The 15825-nt window shown below is 63.7% G+C and carries 19 protein-coding genes; 5 read left to right on the forward strand and 14 right to left on the reverse strand.

What is annotated here, in order from left to right:
* Positions 1-127: 127 nt before the first annotated feature.
* From pth to A3840_RS16350, 7 genes are all read right to left on the reverse strand, one after another.
* Positions 128-832, reverse strand: coding sequence for an aminoacyl-tRNA hydrolase (gene pth, locus A3840_RS16320; RefSeq protein WP_067459299.1), 705 nt, complete (start codon positions 830-832; stop codon positions 128-130).
* Between the two features lie 71 nt (positions 833-903).
* Entirely contained in the window at positions 904-1527 is a 624-nt protein-coding gene (locus A3840_RS16325) for a 50S ribosomal protein L25/general stress protein Ctc (RefSeq protein ID WP_067459390.1), read from the reverse strand.
* 163 nt (positions 1528-1690) lie between these two features.
* Positions 1691-2623, reverse strand: a complete 933-nt coding sequence (locus A3840_RS16330) for a ribose-phosphate pyrophosphokinase (protein WP_067459302.1) — start codon at positions 2621-2623, stop codon at positions 1691-1693.
* 108 nt (positions 2624-2731) lie between these two features.
* Complete coding sequence (gene pgeF / locus A3840_RS16335; protein ID WP_067459305.1) at positions 2732-3496, reverse strand: peptidoglycan editing factor PgeF; 765 nt, start codon at positions 3494-3496, stop codon at positions 2732-2734.
* A complete protein-coding gene (locus A3840_RS16340) occupies positions 3493-4572 on the reverse strand; it encodes a class I SAM-dependent methyltransferase (protein WP_245676653.1) in 1080 nt (359 codons plus the stop codon). The genes pgeF and A3840_RS16340 overlap by 4 nt, the downstream gene beginning before the upstream one ends.
* Positions 4573-4618: 46 nt before the next feature.
* A complete protein-coding gene (gene lgt / locus A3840_RS16345; protein ID WP_067459308.1) occupies positions 4619-5470 on the reverse strand; it encodes a prolipoprotein diacylglyceryl transferase in 852 nt (283 codons plus the stop codon).
* A gap of 79 nt (positions 5471-5549) precedes the next feature.
* On the reverse strand, positions 5550-6599 hold the full coding sequence (locus A3840_RS16350; protein ID WP_067459311.1) for an MraY family glycosyltransferase: 1050 nt from the start codon (positions 6597-6599) through the stop codon (positions 5550-5552).
* 195 nt (positions 6600-6794) lie between these two features.
* On the opposite strand from A3840_RS16350, the gene A3840_RS16355 reads away from it, so the two are divergent.
* The 4 genes from A3840_RS16355 (at position 6795) to proC (ending at position 9463) form a co-directional block, all read left to right on the forward strand.
* On the forward strand, positions 6795-7160 hold the full coding sequence (locus A3840_RS16355) for a YciI family protein (RefSeq protein WP_067459314.1): 366 nt from the start codon (positions 6795-6797) through the stop codon (positions 7158-7160).
* 89 nt (positions 7161-7249) lie between these two features.
* Entirely contained in the window at positions 7250-7501 is a 252-nt protein-coding gene (locus tag A3840_RS16360) for an accessory factor UbiK family protein (protein WP_067459317.1), read from the forward strand.
* Between the two features lie 478 nt (positions 7502-7979).
* A complete protein-coding gene (locus tag A3840_RS16365; protein WP_067459320.1) occupies positions 7980-8480 on the forward strand; it encodes a type III secretion system chaperone family protein in 501 nt (166 codons plus the stop codon).
* Between the two features lie 161 nt (positions 8481-8641).
* The gene (proC, locus tag A3840_RS16370) at positions 8642-9463 is read left to right on the forward strand and encodes a pyrroline-5-carboxylate reductase (protein WP_067459324.1); all 822 of its coding nucleotides are present in this window, start codon (positions 8642-8644) and stop codon (positions 9461-9463) included.
* A 166-nt stretch (positions 9464-9629) separates the two neighbouring features.
* On the opposite strand, the gene A3840_RS16375 is transcribed toward proC, so the two are convergent.
* A complete protein-coding gene (locus A3840_RS16375; protein ID WP_067459396.1) occupies positions 9630-10067 on the reverse strand; it encodes a MarR family winged helix-turn-helix transcriptional regulator in 438 nt (145 codons plus the stop codon).
* A gap of 214 nt (positions 10068-10281) precedes the next feature.
* Between A3840_RS16375 and A3840_RS16380 the strand changes: the two genes are divergently transcribed.
* Entirely contained in the window at positions 10282-11172 is an 891-nt protein-coding gene (locus A3840_RS16380; protein ID WP_067459327.1) for a branched-chain amino acid aminotransferase, read from the forward strand.
* A gap of 316 nt (positions 11173-11488) precedes the next feature.
* Here the strand turns inward: A3840_RS16380 and A3840_RS16385 are convergent, their stop codons facing one another.
* From A3840_RS16385 to A3840_RS16410, 6 genes are all read right to left on the reverse strand, one after another.
* Positions 11489-11935, reverse strand: a complete 447-nt coding sequence (locus tag A3840_RS16385) for a molybdenum cofactor biosynthesis protein MoaE (protein WP_067459330.1) — start codon at positions 11933-11935, stop codon at positions 11489-11491.
* A gap of 112 nt (positions 11936-12047) precedes the next feature.
* Complete coding sequence (locus A3840_RS16390) at positions 12048-12299, reverse strand: MoaD/ThiS family protein (RefSeq protein WP_067459333.1); 252 nt, start codon at positions 12297-12299, stop codon at positions 12048-12050.
* Complete coding sequence (gene pgsA, locus A3840_RS16395) at positions 12296-12862, reverse strand: CDP-diacylglycerol--glycerol-3-phosphate 3-phosphatidyltransferase (RefSeq protein ID WP_067459336.1); 567 nt, start codon at positions 12860-12862, stop codon at positions 12296-12298. The genes A3840_RS16390 and pgsA overlap by 4 nt, the downstream gene beginning before the upstream one ends.
* A gap of 213 nt (positions 12863-13075) precedes the next feature.
* Complete coding sequence (locus A3840_RS16400; protein WP_067459339.1) at positions 13076-14149, reverse strand: 3-deoxy-7-phosphoheptulonate synthase; 1074 nt, start codon at positions 14147-14149, stop codon at positions 13076-13078.
* A 278-nt stretch (positions 14150-14427) separates the two neighbouring features.
* Entirely contained in the window at positions 14428-14931 is a 504-nt protein-coding gene (locus A3840_RS16405; RefSeq protein ID WP_067459342.1) for a pyridoxamine 5'-phosphate oxidase family protein, read from the reverse strand.
* A gap of 90 nt (positions 14932-15021) precedes the next feature.
* The gene (locus A3840_RS16410) at positions 15022-15822 is read right to left on the reverse strand and encodes an ABC transporter permease (protein ID WP_067459345.1); all 801 of its coding nucleotides are present in this window, start codon (positions 15820-15822) and stop codon (positions 15022-15024) included.
* Positions 15823-15825 lie beyond the last annotated feature (3 nt).

Genomic DNA, 15825 nt, shown 5'->3' on the forward strand with positions numbered 1-15825 from the left:
CCCGTGGGAAAATCCGGTTTCGTGACGAACGGCCATTGGCTCGTTCTGTTGTGTTTCGATAGGGCCAATGGCCGTTCGTTACCGTGAAACCGATATCCCGCACGGGAGAGGCGGCGCTTCGGCGCGTCTATTCGCCCTTGCCGAAGAGCTTGCTCAGCATGTCGGCCATCGGGCCGGATTTCGGCAGTTCGACCTGCGGCTTGCCGGCGCGCGCCTGGCGGATATGGCTCTGGGCCTTGGGGGCGGGGGCCGGCCCGGGCGCGTCCGTTCCCTTCGCGGCCAAGGCCAGCTTGTTCATGAAGCCGGCATCGTCGCCCTTGAGCAGCAGCGGCGCCTGGCGGCCGATTTCAGCCAGCAGCGGATCGAGCCAGGCCTTGTCGGCCTTGGCGAAATCGCCCAGCACATGGGGCGTGACGAATTCCTTGCCCGGATGGCCGATGCCCAGCCGCACGCGTTTGTAGTCGAGGCCGATCTGCGGATCGATGGAGCGCAGGCCGTTATGGCCGCCATTGCCGCCGCCGGTCTTGACGCGCACCTTGCCGGGCGCCAGGTCGAGCTCGTCGTAGAAGACGACGACGTCGCCGGGGGGGATCTTGAAGAAGCGGGTGACCTGCTGCACGCTGTCGCCGGACTTGTTCATGAAGGTCTGCGGCTTGAGCAGCAGCACGCGTTCGCCCCCGATGCTGCCCTCGGCCAGAAGGCCGGCATGCTTGGATTTCCAGCCGGAAATGCCATGGGCGGCGGCGATGGCGTCGACGGCCATGAAGCCGATATTGTGGCGGTTGCCGGCATATTGGGCGCCGGGATTGCCGAGACCGACAAGCAGTTTCATGGATCGGACCCTTGCAAATGAGTGAGGCGGCCATGCGGCCGCCTCGAAACGCTTTCGCGGTGCCGAAAGGATTATTCCTCTTCGGCGGCAGCCTCGGGCTCACCTTCGGCGGCTTCGGCGGACTTGAGGCCCGACGGCGCAACCACGGTCGCGATGGTGAAATCGCGGTCGGTGATGGCGGCCTTGACGCCCTTGGGCAGGGTGACGGCCGAGATGTGGAGCGAATCGCCGATATCGGTGCCCGACAGGTCGACGGTGATTTCCTCGGGGATCTTGTTGGCCGGAGCGATCAGCTCCACGGTGTGGCGCACGACATTGAGCGTGCCGCCGCGCTTGAGGCCGGGGCTCTTGTCTTCATTGATGAAGTTCACGTGGACTTCGACATGAAGGGTGGAATTGCCCGAGACGCGCAGGAAGTCGATATGGATCGGCTGGTCCTTGACCACGTCGAGCTGATAGTCGCGCGGGATCACCTGATGCACGGTGCCGTCGACATCCAGATCGAGGATGTGCGACTTGAAGCCACCGGCATAGATGAACTTCAGGGCGTCCTTGAATTCGACGGAAACGGTGACGGGGGGCTTCTTGTCACCATAGATAACGGCGGGAACACGTCCCTGACGACGCACTTCGCGAGCGGCCCCCTTGCCCACTCCCTCACGCGCCTGTGCCTTGAGCACTTTATTGGCAGCCATGGAAATCATCCATTCTGGGTTGGTGTATGTCGTTCCTACAACAACATACGCGCCCGTCCTCCAGGGGTGACGAGCGCTTCATGGCGGCGGATATAGAGGAAGTCTGGTGACTTGGGCAAGGAATAATCCGCGTTTCAGGTGTAGAAAGCGGACTATTCCGATTTCAGTCGAACAGGCTCGACACGCTCTGTTCGCTGGCGGTGCGGGCCACGGCTTCCCCGATCAGGGGAGCGATGGTCATGCGGCGGATATTAGCGGCGGCGCGGGTGGCCTCGGTGTCGAGGATGGAATCGGTGACCACCAATTCCTTGAGCTTGCTGGCCGCGATGCGTTCCGAGGCCGTGCCCGAGAGCACGCCATGGGTGATATAGGCTGAAACTTCCTTGGCGCCGGCCTTGAGCAGGGCTTCGGCGGCATTGACCAGGGTACCGCCGGAATCGACGATATCGTCGATGAGAATGCAGGTCTGCCCCTCGACATCGCCGATGATGTTCATGACTTCGGAGACGCCGGCGCGGGGGCGGCGCTTGTCAACGATGGCGAGGCTGGCGCCGATGCGGCTGGCGACATTGCGGGCGCGCACCACGCCGCCGACGTCGGGGGAGACGACCATGACGTTCTTGACGTCGTAATTGTCCTTGATGTCCCGCACCATGACCGGCGCGGCGGTCAGGTTGTCAGTGGGAATATCGAAAAAGCCCTGGATCTGGGCGGCGTGCAGGTCGAGCGTCAGCACGCGATTGGCGCCGGCTTCGGTGATCAGGTTGGAGACCAGCTTGGCCGAGATCGGCGTGCGCGGGGCCGATTTTCGATCCTGGCGGGCATAGCCGAAATAGGGGAGCACGGCGGTGATGCGGCGCGCCGAGGAGCGGCGCAGCGCATCGGCGATGATCAGCAGCTCCATCAGGTTGTCATTGGCCGGGAAGCTGGTGGACTGGAGGATGAACACATCCTCGCCGCGCACATTTTCCTGCACCTCGACATAGACTTCGTTGTCGGCGAAGCGCTTGACGGTGCAATCGGTCAGCGGAAGTTCGAGATAGCTGGCGACGGCCTGCGCCAGCGGACGGTTGGAGTTGCCGGTCACCAGCTTCATGTCGCGATCCTGTCTCAACCGGTCCAGGGGGGAGGACCAACCAGTTTCGCGGGCAGCTTTAGCGGCAAGTTCCGAGACTCGCAACGCCACTTTGGGCGAAGCGGTAAATTAAACCTGTGTCATCCCGATGACAGCGATCTGACGACCGGTTCTGGTGCCCTGATGGGTGGCATAGCGGTGGGAGAAATAGCGGTCGGGATGGGCATAGGTGCAGCCGCCGACGCGCTCGATGCTGGCTATGCCGGCAGCGCGAAGCTGCGCTTCGACGAACCCGGGCAGGTCGAAATGGGCCTGGCCGCCTGCCGGAACGTGGAAATGATGCGTGCCGCCCGGGTGCAGGGCAAGAAAATCGGCCCTGAACTTATCCCCGACCTCGTAATTGGGCGCATGAATGGTGGGCCCATAGGCGGCAAGGATGCGGGCGGGATCGGCACCCAGTCTTTCCATGGCGGAGACGACATTGCCGATAATGCCGTCGACAGCGCCGCGCCATCCGGCATGGGCGGCGCCGACAATGCCGGTTTCGGGATCGGCCAGGAGGATCGGGGTGCAGTCGGCGGTGAGAATGGCGAGGGCGAGGCCAGGTGTGGCCGTAACGATGGCGTCGGCCTCGATGGCGGAGGCCTCGACCGGTTCTCTTATGGTTTCGACCCGGGCGGAATGGACCTGCCGGAGGATGACGAGCGGACCCGCCCCGATGGCGGATTTGACCAGATCCCGGTTCCGCTCGACGATTTCGGCATCGTCGCCGACCGACCAGGAGACGTTGAGGCCGGCAAAGTCATCCGTCGAATATCCGCCCCGGCGGCCGAAAAAGCCGTGGCGGACTTTCGGGATGGTGCGCAGATTCGCGGCCGTCTCGAACGGGGTCATGAGATGAATCCCGGCGGCATCAGCCCGGGGCTGTGGGCGCAGAAGACCTTGAAAAGATTGCCCATTTGGTCGGTATTGACCAGCCGGGCCCGGGCCGCCTCGATGTCGGCGGCGGAGCCGGGATTGGCGCGGGCAAGCGCGGCGGCGCGTTCGCCTATGCCCAGCCGGGTCAGGAATTCGCCCTGCGTGGCGAGCGGCTGGGTGGCGAGACCGGCTTTGCGCGCCACATTGGCCAGGGCGCCGAAATCGACATGAGCGGAAATGTCGGTCTCACCCGGTGCCTCGAGCACGTCGGCATAGGCATGGTTGCGCACGCCCTGCAGGGTGTCGCCGGTCCGGGTGGCGGCATAGCCGTAATCGATGGCGAGCAGGCTGCCGCCGTGCCCGGCAATGACCTTTGCCAGTTGCGACGTCACTTCGGCGGCGCCGAAGCAGACTTCCAGCATGGTGTCGAATTCGGCGTCGGACACGGCTTCCGGCATGGCTTCCGCCGGGATCGGGGTGGGCGAGAGGCCGAAGGCGCGCTTGCCGTCCACCAGGCCGACCTGGCGCTCGTGCCAGCCATCGGGCTTGCGGATGAATTGGCGGATGGGCAGGGCGTCGAAGAATTCATTGGCGACGACCAGAACCGGGCCCTCGTCGAAATTCTCGAAGTTCTGCAACCATTTAGGTTCATAGGCTTCCAGCCGGGCCTGTTGTTCGGCCATGAGGGGCGGGCTGGTTTCGAACAGGCGCAGATGCAGGGCGTCGCGGAAGCCGGGGGCGCGGCAGGCGACGCGCAGGATATCGGCCATGAGCGTGCCGCGGCCGGGGCCGAGTTCGAGCAGGGTAAAGGCTTTCGGCTCGCTCATCTGCTGCCAGAGATTGACCAGCCAGAAGCCGATAAGCTCCCCGAACATCTGGGAAATTTCCGGCGCGGTGATGAAATCGCCCTTGCTGCCGATAGGCTCGCGGGCCCGGTAATAGCCCTTGGACGGATGGGTGAGGCAGAGACCCATATAGGTGGCGACGGACATGGGGCCGCCGGCGCGGATCTGCATGTCGATCTGCTGCTCTAATGTCAGCACATTGTTCACGTTGAGAGTCTCACTTCCGGGCAATTGGCTGGCAGAGTGTTGACGTTCACGGTCGCAAGGGGTTGTCGCGGCGCGAAAGCGCATAGGCGACCAGGACGAGGCCGCCGACCAGGATCGGCAGGCTCAGAACCTGGCCCATGGTGACCCAGCCGAAATAGAGGTAGCCGAGCTGCTCGTCGGGCAGGCGGACGAATTCCACCGCGATGCGCGAGAGGGAATAGCCGATGGCGAAGATGCCGGCGACGAGGCCCGGCTTGCGCAGCGCGTAGAAGACATGGGTGGCGGTGCGGATGACGAGGAAGAGCAGCAGCCCTTCGAGCAGGGCTTCGTAGAGCTGGCTCGGATGGCGGGCGACCTGCAGGGGATCGGTGGGGAAGACCACGCCCCAGGGCGCATCGGTGGGCGCGCCATAAAGCTCGGCATTGATGAAATTGGCGAGGCGGCCGAGGAAGATGCCGATGGTGGCGACGGCGCCGAGCAGGTCGAGGCTCGAGAGCCAATTGCCGCCCTTGGAGCGGGTGAAGAGAATGGCGGCCAGCATCAGGCCGAGCATGCCGCCATGATAGGACATGCCGCCATCGAGCGTGTTGATGATCTGGCCCGGATTGGCGAGGTAATAGGGCAGGTTATAGAACAGCACATAGCCAACGCGGCCGCCGATGACGATGGCGAGCATGGCCCAGAAGACGAAATCCCAGATGTCCTTGGCCGCAAAGGGTGGCGCGCCGCGGTGCCAGAGCCGCTCGTTGCGCAGCAGCAGATAGCCATAGGCCGCGCCGAGCAGCACGCCGAAAAGATAGGCCAGGGCATACCAGCGGATGGCGATGGGGCCGATGGCAATGGCGATGGGATCGATATTGGGGAAGGGCAAGGTCTGTCCTTTTGCCGGTTCGGCCAATGTAGCGTTCCGCCAGCCGTAGCGTCAGGGCGGGGTCGCTCGCAAGAGGCAGTTTTACAATTGGGCGTGTGGGGCGGCGTCACCGCACCTTGAGCAGCAGCGCATAGAGCAGGGCCGAGAGGATGAGATGGGCGATGACGAAGCGCATCAGCACCTGCGAGCCGGTCCAGCCCACTTCCTTGCGGAAATGATCGTGCAGGGGGAAGCGGATGCGCCCGAAAACCAGGATGCGGAAGAAGCGCTTGAGGGCGACCTTGGCGATGCCCGTCGCGCCATTGGCGAGGATGACGAAGCCGACGATGACGATGAGGAAGACATTGTGGCTGGCGCAGACCAGTACGCCCAGCAGCAGGCCGAGCGGGCGGGAGCCGGCATCGCCCATCAGCACCGTGCTGGGCGGCGCATTGTGCCAGAGATAGCCGGCGACGCACCCGACCATGATGATGGCCAGGCTCGCCCACATGCCGCTGCGTGGATCGAAGGGAATGAGCAGATAGGTCGCCGTCGCCTCGTCGCCCACCACGCCATAGAGCAGGAAGGCGAGGAAGACGAGGGAAACGACGCTGAGGCTGCCCGAAAGCCCATCCACCCCGTCGCTGCAATTGGTGGCGTTGATCGAAATCCAGATCACGCCGGCAAAGAGCAGGAAGGTGGCGAAGGGCGGCAGGAAGAAGGAGCCGCTGACCAGGGGAAGCCAGAGTTCGATGGGTTCGCCGCCGCTCATCAAGAGCCAGGCGGCAAGGCCGGCGGCGAGAAGATCGAACAGGGCCAGCTTGTATTCCGACAGGCCGCCCGTGGCGTCATCGACCAGCCCGACCGCCGAGGCGAGCAGGACGATGCCGAGAAAGAGCAGGATGTCGAGCCGCCAGGGGACGAAGAGAAAGACCGCCAGCGCAAAGACGCAGACGAAGAAAAAGCCGGCGCCCATGGGCTTGCCGACGCTTTTGTCGGCATCGATGGCAAAGGCGCGGCCCCGGTCCCGCGGGAGCAGGCCGGCGATGCGCGGAATGCCGAGGACGGTCAGCAGGAAGCCGGTGCAGGCGCCCAGGGCGATCAGCAGCATATCGGAACGCAGCAGGCGGAAGGCGCCGATCGTCGCCGAGAGAGCATCGGATATCCAGGGGAACAAGCGGGGCGACTCCTTCACAATGCGCTGGTCAAGGCTGCACCAGGCGTGTCTGGAGCGCAATTGCGGAAGCATGGTGGCGCCGATAGGGCCGGACGCGGCGGCGAAATTGAAATATCCGAGCTCGCCTTGTCGAACTTCGACAGGGTCGATCGTCGTATGGATGCGAGGATCGCATCACCATCCAGGAGAAGTCTCATGCGCTATTTCATGTCCATCATCCCACCCGCCGACCTCAAGCCGGAAGATGTGTCCCAAGGCTTGATGGACGCGATGGGTCCATGGATGGAGAAGAGCCTCAAGGAAGGAACGCTGATCTCCACCGGCGGCCTCAAGCCCGCCGCCGAAGGCAAGCGCCTGATAGGCGCGAGCGGCGTGATCGCCATCACCGACGGTCCCTTCGCCGAAGCCAAGGAAGTATTGGGCGGCTATGCGGTGTTCGAGGCGCCCGATCTGGAAGCCGCCACCCGGCTGGCCGGGGAGTTCATGCAGATGCATATCGACAACGGCATAAAGGACATGATCCTGGAGCTGCGCGAAATCGCCGGCGGCGCGAATTACTGAGTGGGCCGCCACGATAAGCCGCACTGGTCATCCTGGCCCGCCTGCCTTACATATCTGGCAGTAGCAAATCTTGCGGAACGGACAGGGCCATGAACCAGAACAATCGCATCTTCGACGGGCTGGGCCGGGTGATGAACGAAGCGGCCGGAATGGCCGACGGCGTGCGGCGGGAAGTGGAAACCGTGGTCAAGTCGCAGGCGCAGCGGATCGTCAACGACATGGACCTGGTCAAGCGCGAGGATTTCGACGCGCTGCGCGAACTGGTGCAGGTGCAGGGCGAGGAAATCGACGCCTTGCGCAAGGAACTCGCGGCTTTGCGCGACGGGGCGAAGGCGAAGTAGGTTCGCCTTGCCTGAGCGAACGGACACATTTCTATCGCGGATCGTCACCCTCGGGCTTGACCCGAGGGTTCTTTGTTTTTGGGGTCATCGCAAACGCCCTCGGGTCGGGCCCGAGGGTGACGATCCGTGGGTGGGGTATTTCAGTCATCCACTGATGGCACCCTCCCCTTGCGGGGAGGGGGGATGGCGCGCTTGGACCTATCGGTCCGTCGCCTGTACTTATTAACACTTCCTTGCCGCCGGAAGCGCCCTGATGGCCGGGGTTTTAACGGTTCGTTAACCTTGCCGGCCTGATCATCATCCACAAGAGAATGCCGCTCTCCTGGCGGCCCGCGTCCCCTGAATCAGTGACGCAGTGTAGGTTTGTTTCAGGAGGACGATTCGACGCCGCTTTTGCGGGCTTTGTTCCTTCCAGCGTATGCGTGAGTGCCGGTCCGAAAGGGCCGAGACGACCAAATCCTAGCCAGGACGGACCTTCATGTCCCTGATTGAATTCGAGCCCGACCGGACGTCCCACCCCGTGGACCTCGTCGAGCATATCGCTTCGATCAATGACTGGACCTTCGAGCGGCAGGACGCCGACGAGATTTCCATTTCCGTGCGGGGCGGCTGGAGCGACTATCATGTGTCGTTCAATTGGATGGAAGATCTCGAAAGCCTGCATATCGCCTGTGCCTTCGACCTCAAGGTGCCCGAGGGCCGGCGTGCCGAAATCAAACAATTGATCAGCCTGATCAACGAGCAATTGTGGATCGGCCATTTCGATATCTGGCACAAGGAAGGCGTGGTGCTGTTCCGAAATTCGCACCTGCTGACCGGCGGCGCCGACGTGTCGCCGCAGCAATGCGAGGCGCTGCTGCGCTCGGCTTCCGATAGCTGCGATCTCTATTACCAGGCGTTCCAGTTCGTGGTCTGGGCCGGCAAATCGGCCGCCGACGCGCTGAGCCACGTCATGTTCGAAACGGTGGGCGAGGCCTAGCGTTCATATTCACCGCTATCCGTTTATCGTCATTGCCCGGCTTGTCCGGGCAATCCATTTTGATGCAGCATCGCATGGACCACCCGGATGAACCGGGTGGTGACGATCCCCAAGGGTTCTGCCCGATTGCTGCCGAACCTGCCATCAGGAGACATGCCCAAATGACGAATCTTGCTGCAATCGGCCCGGTCATGCTGGTGGGCGCCGGCCAGATGGGGCTGGCCATGGCGCAGGGCTGGCTGGATGCCGGACTGCCGCCGACCAATCTGGTGCTGGTTGATCCGGCGCCGGGCGAGGCGGCAAAGGCGCTGGCCGAGGATTATGGCCTGGTGATCCATGGCGCGGCCAGCGGGCTCGAGCCCAATGTGCTGGTGCTGGCGGTGAAGCCGCAGATCATCGGGCCGGTGATGGAAGGATTGGCGCCCGTCATCGGGCCGCAGACCCTGGTTCTGTCCATCGCCGCGGGCATTTCCATCGCGCGCCTGACGGCTGGCACGGGCACGGGACGGGTGGTGCGCACCATGCCAAATACGCCGGCCCAGATCGGCAAGGGCATTACCGGGGCTGTGGCCGGGCCCGATATCGAGCCCAAGGATCGCGCGGCGGCCGATGCGCTGCTGGCGGCGGCGGGCCAGGTGGCCTGGTTCGACCGGGAAGATGATCTCGATGCGGTGACGGCGGTTTCGGGCTCGGGCCCGGCCTATGTGTTCAACCTGGTGGAGGCCATGGCCGCGGCGGGCGTGGCGCAGGGCCTTGCCGAACATGTGGCGATGCAATTGGCGCGCCAGACCGTGATCGGGGCGGCGGCGCTGATGGAGGCCGATCCGACGCCGGCCAGCGTGCTGCGGCAGAACGTGACCTCGCCCAATGGCACCACGGCGGCGGCGCTGGAGGTGCTGATGGGTGCCGACGGATTGGCGCCGCTGATGGAACGGGCGGTGGCGGCCGCGCGCCGGCGCAGTGCGGAATTGGGGCAGGGGTAGGTACTGCCTCCTTTCCTTCTCCCCTGAGGGGAGAAGGTGGCCCGGAGGGCCGGATGAGGGGTTCATTACCGAGGCCTTGCTGTGAGGCCTTCACCCCTCACCCCAACCCTCTCCCCTGAGGGGAGAGGGGGCGATGAAGCCGGTAATTCGTCAGTACCCATATGACCTAGATTTTGTCGGTCAGCCGCAGCCGATCAAGCGTGGGGCGATCTTCGGGGTCGACCATGCCGACGAGGAAGCGGCGGACTTCGGTGGCGGCCCCGGCGGGCAGGGCGGCGATGGAGGCGTCGATGCGGGTGGCCTGGTTGGCCGACAATTCGCCGAAGAAATGCCGGCCCTTGTCGGTGGCATAGAGCAGGCGCTGCCGCCGGTCGGCGGCGCCAGTGCGCTGTTCGACATAGCCGTGATCGATCAATTGGCGCAGCACGCGGGCCAGGCTCTGCTTGGTGATCTTGAGGATATCGAGCAGGTCGGCCACCGGCATGCCGGGCTTGAGATTGACGAAATAGAGCACGCGGTGATGGGCACGGCCGAAGCCCTGGCGCTCGAGCAGCGCATCGGCATCGCCGGTGAAGTCCCGATAGGCAAAGAAAAAAAGCCCCATGATATCGAGGGGCAGGTGAGCGTGTTCGGCGAGCGAAGAATTTATGTCAGTCTTGTTGACATTTTTTCGATCCGCTGACATAGTGACTCCATCGCCGCATTCGTTTCGTCTTATCCCAAAGACATTCCGGTTTGCCAAGGGTTTGACCCTGATGCATGATCGTGAGGAACGACGAGCGCGAAGGCGCGGTGAAGACCGATTTTGGAGAGGAACAATGGCAGGCCTGCCGATGGACCAGCGCGATGGCTGGATCTGGTTTGATGGCGAACTCAAACCCTGGAAGGAGGCTAAGGTGCACGTGCTGACGCACGGGCTGCATTACGCCAGTTCCGTATTCGAGGGCGAGCGCGCCTATGGCGGGGAAATTTTCAAGTCGCGCGAGCACACCGAGCGGCTGATCCGCTCCGCCGCGACGCTGGACATGCCTTTCCCCTATTCGGTCGACGAAATCGAGGCGGCCAAGCGTCTGGTGCTCGACAAGAACGGGCTGGTGGACGCCTATGTGCGCCCCGTGGCCTGGCGCGGCTCGGAAGAGCTTTCCGTGCCGGCGCGCAACAACAAGGTGCATGTGGCCATCGCCGCCTGGGTGTGGCCGAGCTATTTCTCGGTGGAGGAGAAGCTCAAGGGCATTCGCCTCGAATGGAGCAAGTGGAAGCGCCCGAGCCCCGAGACGATTCCGTCCTCGGCCAAGGCGGCGGGCCTTTACATGATCTGCACGCTCTCCAAGGACGCGGCCATGGCCAATGGCTATGCCGACGCTCTGATGCTGGACTATCGCGGCTATGTGGCGGAAGCCACGGGCGCCAACGTGTTCTTCATCAAGGGCAAGGAGATCACCACCCCGACGCCCGATTGCTTCCTCAACGGCATTACCCGCCAGACGCTGATCGCGCTGGCCAAGGAAAACGGCTTCACCGTCACCGAGCGGCATATCATGCCCGAGGAGCTGAGCCAGTTCGACGAATGCTTCCTCACCGGCACCGCCGCGGAAGTGACGCCGGTATCGCTGATCGGCGACTACAAGTTCACCCCCGGCGAAGGCTGCCGGACGCTGATCGATGCCTATTCGGCCGCGGTGCAGCCGAAGCGGGCAGCGGCGGAATAGGTTTTCGCTGGAATTGGTTTGAGAGGCCGGGGTTTGCCCCCGGCCTTTTTATTTTTCGATGCATCCACAAAGCAGATCGTCTGTACTTGCTGATGGATCTCTCAAGTGAAGAGCCCTCGGGTCAAGCCCGAGGGTGACGAGCGGTGGGGTGGGATCGGTGCGACCGCCGGAGAAATGTGGGCTTTTGCAGAAGTCCCCCTCACCCGGCCTACGGCCGACCTCTCCCCCAAGGGGAGAGGTGTCGCTGCGCGACTTTGGTGGGAACCCTTACCTCTCCTTAGGGGGAGAGGTCGGCCGTAGGCCGGGTGAGGGGGCCTTATCGGCTCCACCTATTCTTTGCATCGCCGTCCTCCGCCTTCGCCTCGACCCATCTCAATCCCGCCGCCGTTTCCTCCTGTTTCCAGAAGGGGGCGTCGGTCTTGAGGTAATCCATCAGAAACTGGGCGCCGTCGAAGGCGGCCTGGCGGTGGGGGGCGAGGGTCATCACCATCATGATGGTTTCGCCGGGGACGAGGCGGCCGTGGCGGTGGATTATCGCGGCATCGATCAGGCCGAAGCGGGCCATGGCGGCGTCGCGGATGGCGGCGAGCTCGTTGCGGGCCAGGTCCTCGTAGCATTCGAGGATGAGGGCCGTGATCGGATCGTCGGGATGGGAGCGGACGAGGCCGGTAAAGGTGACCATGGCGCCGGCTTCGGTATGGGCGGCCTGGAGGCGATTGGCTTCGGCGCCGGGATCGAAGGGAGATTTGGAGACGAGGATCACATCACACCTTCAGTAGACCTCATCCTGAGCCTGTCGAAGGACGAGGTCGTGGCAACAGCGGCATTCCCGACCTCGTGGTTCGACAGGCTCACCATGAGGTCTTCTGGGGATTTTAGCCGCCGGTCATGGGCGGGAGAATGGCGATTTCTGTGGCGCCGGCAATGGGCGTATCGCCGGGGACGATGCGGGCATTGATGGAGAGCTTGAAGATGGCGGGATTTTCCATTGCCAGGTCAAGCGCTTCGTCCCGCGCGCGCAGCCAGGCGACGAGGTCGTTCAGTGTCACGATCTCGGAAGGCGGGGTGATCTCGTCGCTGGCGCGGTTGAGCCGTTCGCGCAGCCAGGCGAAATAGAGCACCTTCATTTGCCGATACCGGACAGATGCGGCCAGGAGGCGCGCAGATAGGTCCAGCCGGTCCACAGAGTGATGAGGCCGGCGGCCCAGAGCACGATATCGGAGACCAGGCCCAGGCCGGGCACGATGCGCTCGAGCAGGATGATGGCGAGGGCGACGAGCTGGATGGTGGTCTTCCACTTGGCCAGCTGGCTCACCGGAAGCACCACGGCCTTGTTGCCGAGGAATTCGCGCAGGCCGGGAATGAAGAATTCGCGGAAGAGGAGGGCGCAGGCGGGGATCATGTCCCAGCCGGACAGGCTCCCGTCCCAGGCCAGGGCGGCGATGAGAATGCCCACAAGCAGCTTGTCGGCAATGGGATCGAGCATGCGGCCGAGATCGGAATATTGGTTCCAGGCCCGGGCGAGAAAGCCATCGACCCAATCGCTGGCGGCGGCGAGCACATAGAGCGCCAGCGCGACGATGCGCAGGACGATATCGCCATCCATCACCAGCCAGACGATGGGGATAATCGCCAGGATGCGGGCAATGGTGATGATATTGGGGACGAGGAGAAGCGGGTTGCGGTTCATGGGGGGAGAGAACAGGAAGGGGAGCGGAGGGTCAAGGACGATATGTCAAGGTGCCACGACCTCGTCCTTCGACAGGCTCAGGATGAGGCCTACTCCAAGGGAGCGCGGAACAGGAATGGATTGCCCGGACAAGCCGGGCGATGACGAGGGCCGGGGAGTTTACCGCCAATCCGTCACCACCCGGCTTGTCCGTGTGGTCCAACTTGCTTGCGCCTACGCCACGGCCTGGTTGTTGACCGCGCGGCGCTTTTCGACGGCTTCGGCCAGGGCGCGGAGGGCCGTGACGGTGGTGTCCCAGCCGATGCAGCCATCGGTGATGGACTGGCCATAGGTCAGTTCCTTGCCCGGCACCAGGTCTTGGCGGCCGGCCACCAGGTTGGATTCGATCATGACGCCGATGATGCGCTGGTCGCCATTGGCGAGCTGGGTGCCGATATCGGCGAGGACCAGGGGCTGGTTTTCCGGATTTTTCGAGGAATTGGCGTGGCTGGCATCGATCATGATGGCGGGGTTGAGGCCGGCCTTGATCGCGGCCTGGGCCGCGTCCTCGACGCTTTGTGCATCGTAATTGGTGGTCTTGCCGCCGCGCAGGATGATGTGGCCGTCCTGGTTGCCGGTGGTGGCGGCGATGGCCGAGCGCCCGTCCTTGGTGACGGCGAGGAAATGGTGGGGATGGGCGGCGGACAGCACCGCATCGAGCGCGATCTTGACGTTGCCGTCGGTGCCGTTCTTGAAGCCGACCGGGCAGGAGAGGCCGGAGGCGAGCTCGCGGTGGATCTGGCTTTCAGTGGTGCGGGCGCCGATGGCGGCCCAGGCGACGAGGTCGGCAATATATTGCGGCGTCGTCATGTCGAGGAATTCGCAGGCGGCGGGCAGGCCGAGATTGTTGATATCGAGCAGGAGGGCGCGGGCGGTATGCAGGCCCTGGGTGATGTTGAAGCTGCCGTCCAGCTCGGGATCGTTGATCAGCCCTTTCCAGCCCACGGTGGTGCGCGGCTTTTCGAAATAGACGCGCATGATGATTTCGAGCCGATCGCCGAGTTCCGCGCGCAGGGCTGCGAGACGGTTCGCGTAGTCCATCGCCGCCTTGGGATCGTGGATGGAGCAGGGGCCGACCACGACGGCCAGGCGATCGTCCTGGCCGCTGAGGATATTGTGGAAGGCGTGGCGGGCGGAGATGACGGTGCGCGTGGCGGCATCGGTGCGCGGATGGGTGCGCATGACCTCGATGGGCGTGGTCAGCGGTTTGATTTCGGTGATGCGCAGGTCGTCGGTGGATTTGAGCATTTCTTAGTCCTCGGGAGTGGTTCGAGGGGCCAAGAAAAAAGCCGCCTCGGAAGTCGGGCGGCTGGCTTGCGATTTGGTCTGGTCAGTAAGGATCAGGACGCGCGCGCAATAGCCTCCGCCGGGAGCGGATAGCTAAAGTACCAGTAAAAGGTGGCGGCGTTGATCATGGGCGGGAAGGTAGCGGGGAGTCGGGGCCTTGTCGAGTCCCGACTTTGGTAGGGGCGTTGATCCTCCGATCAAGCTGGAACCAGCTCGAAACGCGACCTCATCCCCGACCCCTAAAGCTGCACTTTTGCCGTGTCGCCCATGTCCGGCTTGGCGCCGGTGGCGGCGGCGAGGAGCATCTTGGCGCCCGCGACGAGGCGGTTTGGACTGTCCCAGAGCTGGCCCTCGTCGGGCGTGACCTTGAGCAGGCGGATCTGCGGATCTTCGGCATCGTCCCACCAGGCCTTGTCGAAATCGCTCCAGAGCGCGCGGATCAGGGCGCGGTCGTTGAGCACTTCGGCCTCGCCGGCGATGACCGCATATTTGTGGCCGCCATTATCGGCCCAGGCGAGCGAGACATGGGGAAATTGCTCGATCTCGGTGAGCTTGTGGCCTTCCAGATCGGTGAGGAAATAGATGGCATGCTCCTCCCGGCGCAGGCGGGCGGACATGGGGCGGCTGCGCTGCTGCTCGCCATCCCAGGTGGTGAACATGCAGATATCGATCTTTTCGGCCAGTTCCCAGATGCGGTCGATGGCCTGGTCGGGTGGCAGGACGTGGTTGTTTTCTTGGGTCATGATGCGGCTCCATTTGCTGTGGGGCCGAACGAATGGGCGGCGCGGAGGTTGCCCGCAAAGGGAGCACGGCGCGATCAACATTGCGTCGGCCTAGCCGCCGGCCCCCTGGTAATTGCGCAGGCACCAGCGCCAATGGAACACTGCCAGAAGCATGCAGAGCGGGCCGGCGGCGAGCGAGGCCAGGGGCGCCCAGGCGCCGAGCAGGGGCACGGGCTTGCCGAGAATGACCGCCACGGGAACGAAGGCCAGAAAGGCCAGAGGCGCCAGGGTGATCATCAGCATCTGCAGGGGCGCGGGGAAGATATTGAGCGGATAGCGCGCCAGTTCCCAGAAGCCGAAAAAGATGGAGAACAGGTGCCGCGAGCGCACCCAGACCAGGGCGGTGGTGCCGATCATGGTCATCAAGGCGGCGGTGAGCATGGCGGCGCTGATCAGGGCAGCGACGAAATAGAGGACGAGCAGGGGCGACCAGGCCAAGCCGACCTGGGTGAGTGACCATGCCATGAGGCCGGTGGCGAGAATGACATGGCCGCCATAGCCGATATTGAGGCCGGAAAAGACCAGGAAGGTCCAAGGACCGACCGGCTTGACCAGAATGGCATCGAATGTGCCCAGGCGCACCTTTTCCTCGATGTCGCGGAACTGGGTGAAGCTCAGGGAGGCGCCCAGGGAATAGGCCAGGAGATGAAAGGCGAGCAGCAGGGCCATGTCGGGCCATTGCCAGCCGCCCAGATTGTCGAACCGCGCGATGATGAGGGCGATGGTGGCGTACATGGCGCCATAGCTGAAGCCCTGCGACAGCCAGGCCAGGAACATGGCGCCGCGATATTCCATGCGGGTGCGCACATACATGCGGACCAGGTGGGGAATGAGCGTGATATTGTGCAGCATGGC

It is taken from the genome of Devosia elaeis (genome assembly GCF_001650025.1).
Classification (GTDB): domain Bacteria; phylum Pseudomonadota; class Alphaproteobacteria; order Rhizobiales; family Devosiaceae; genus Devosia; species Devosia elaeis.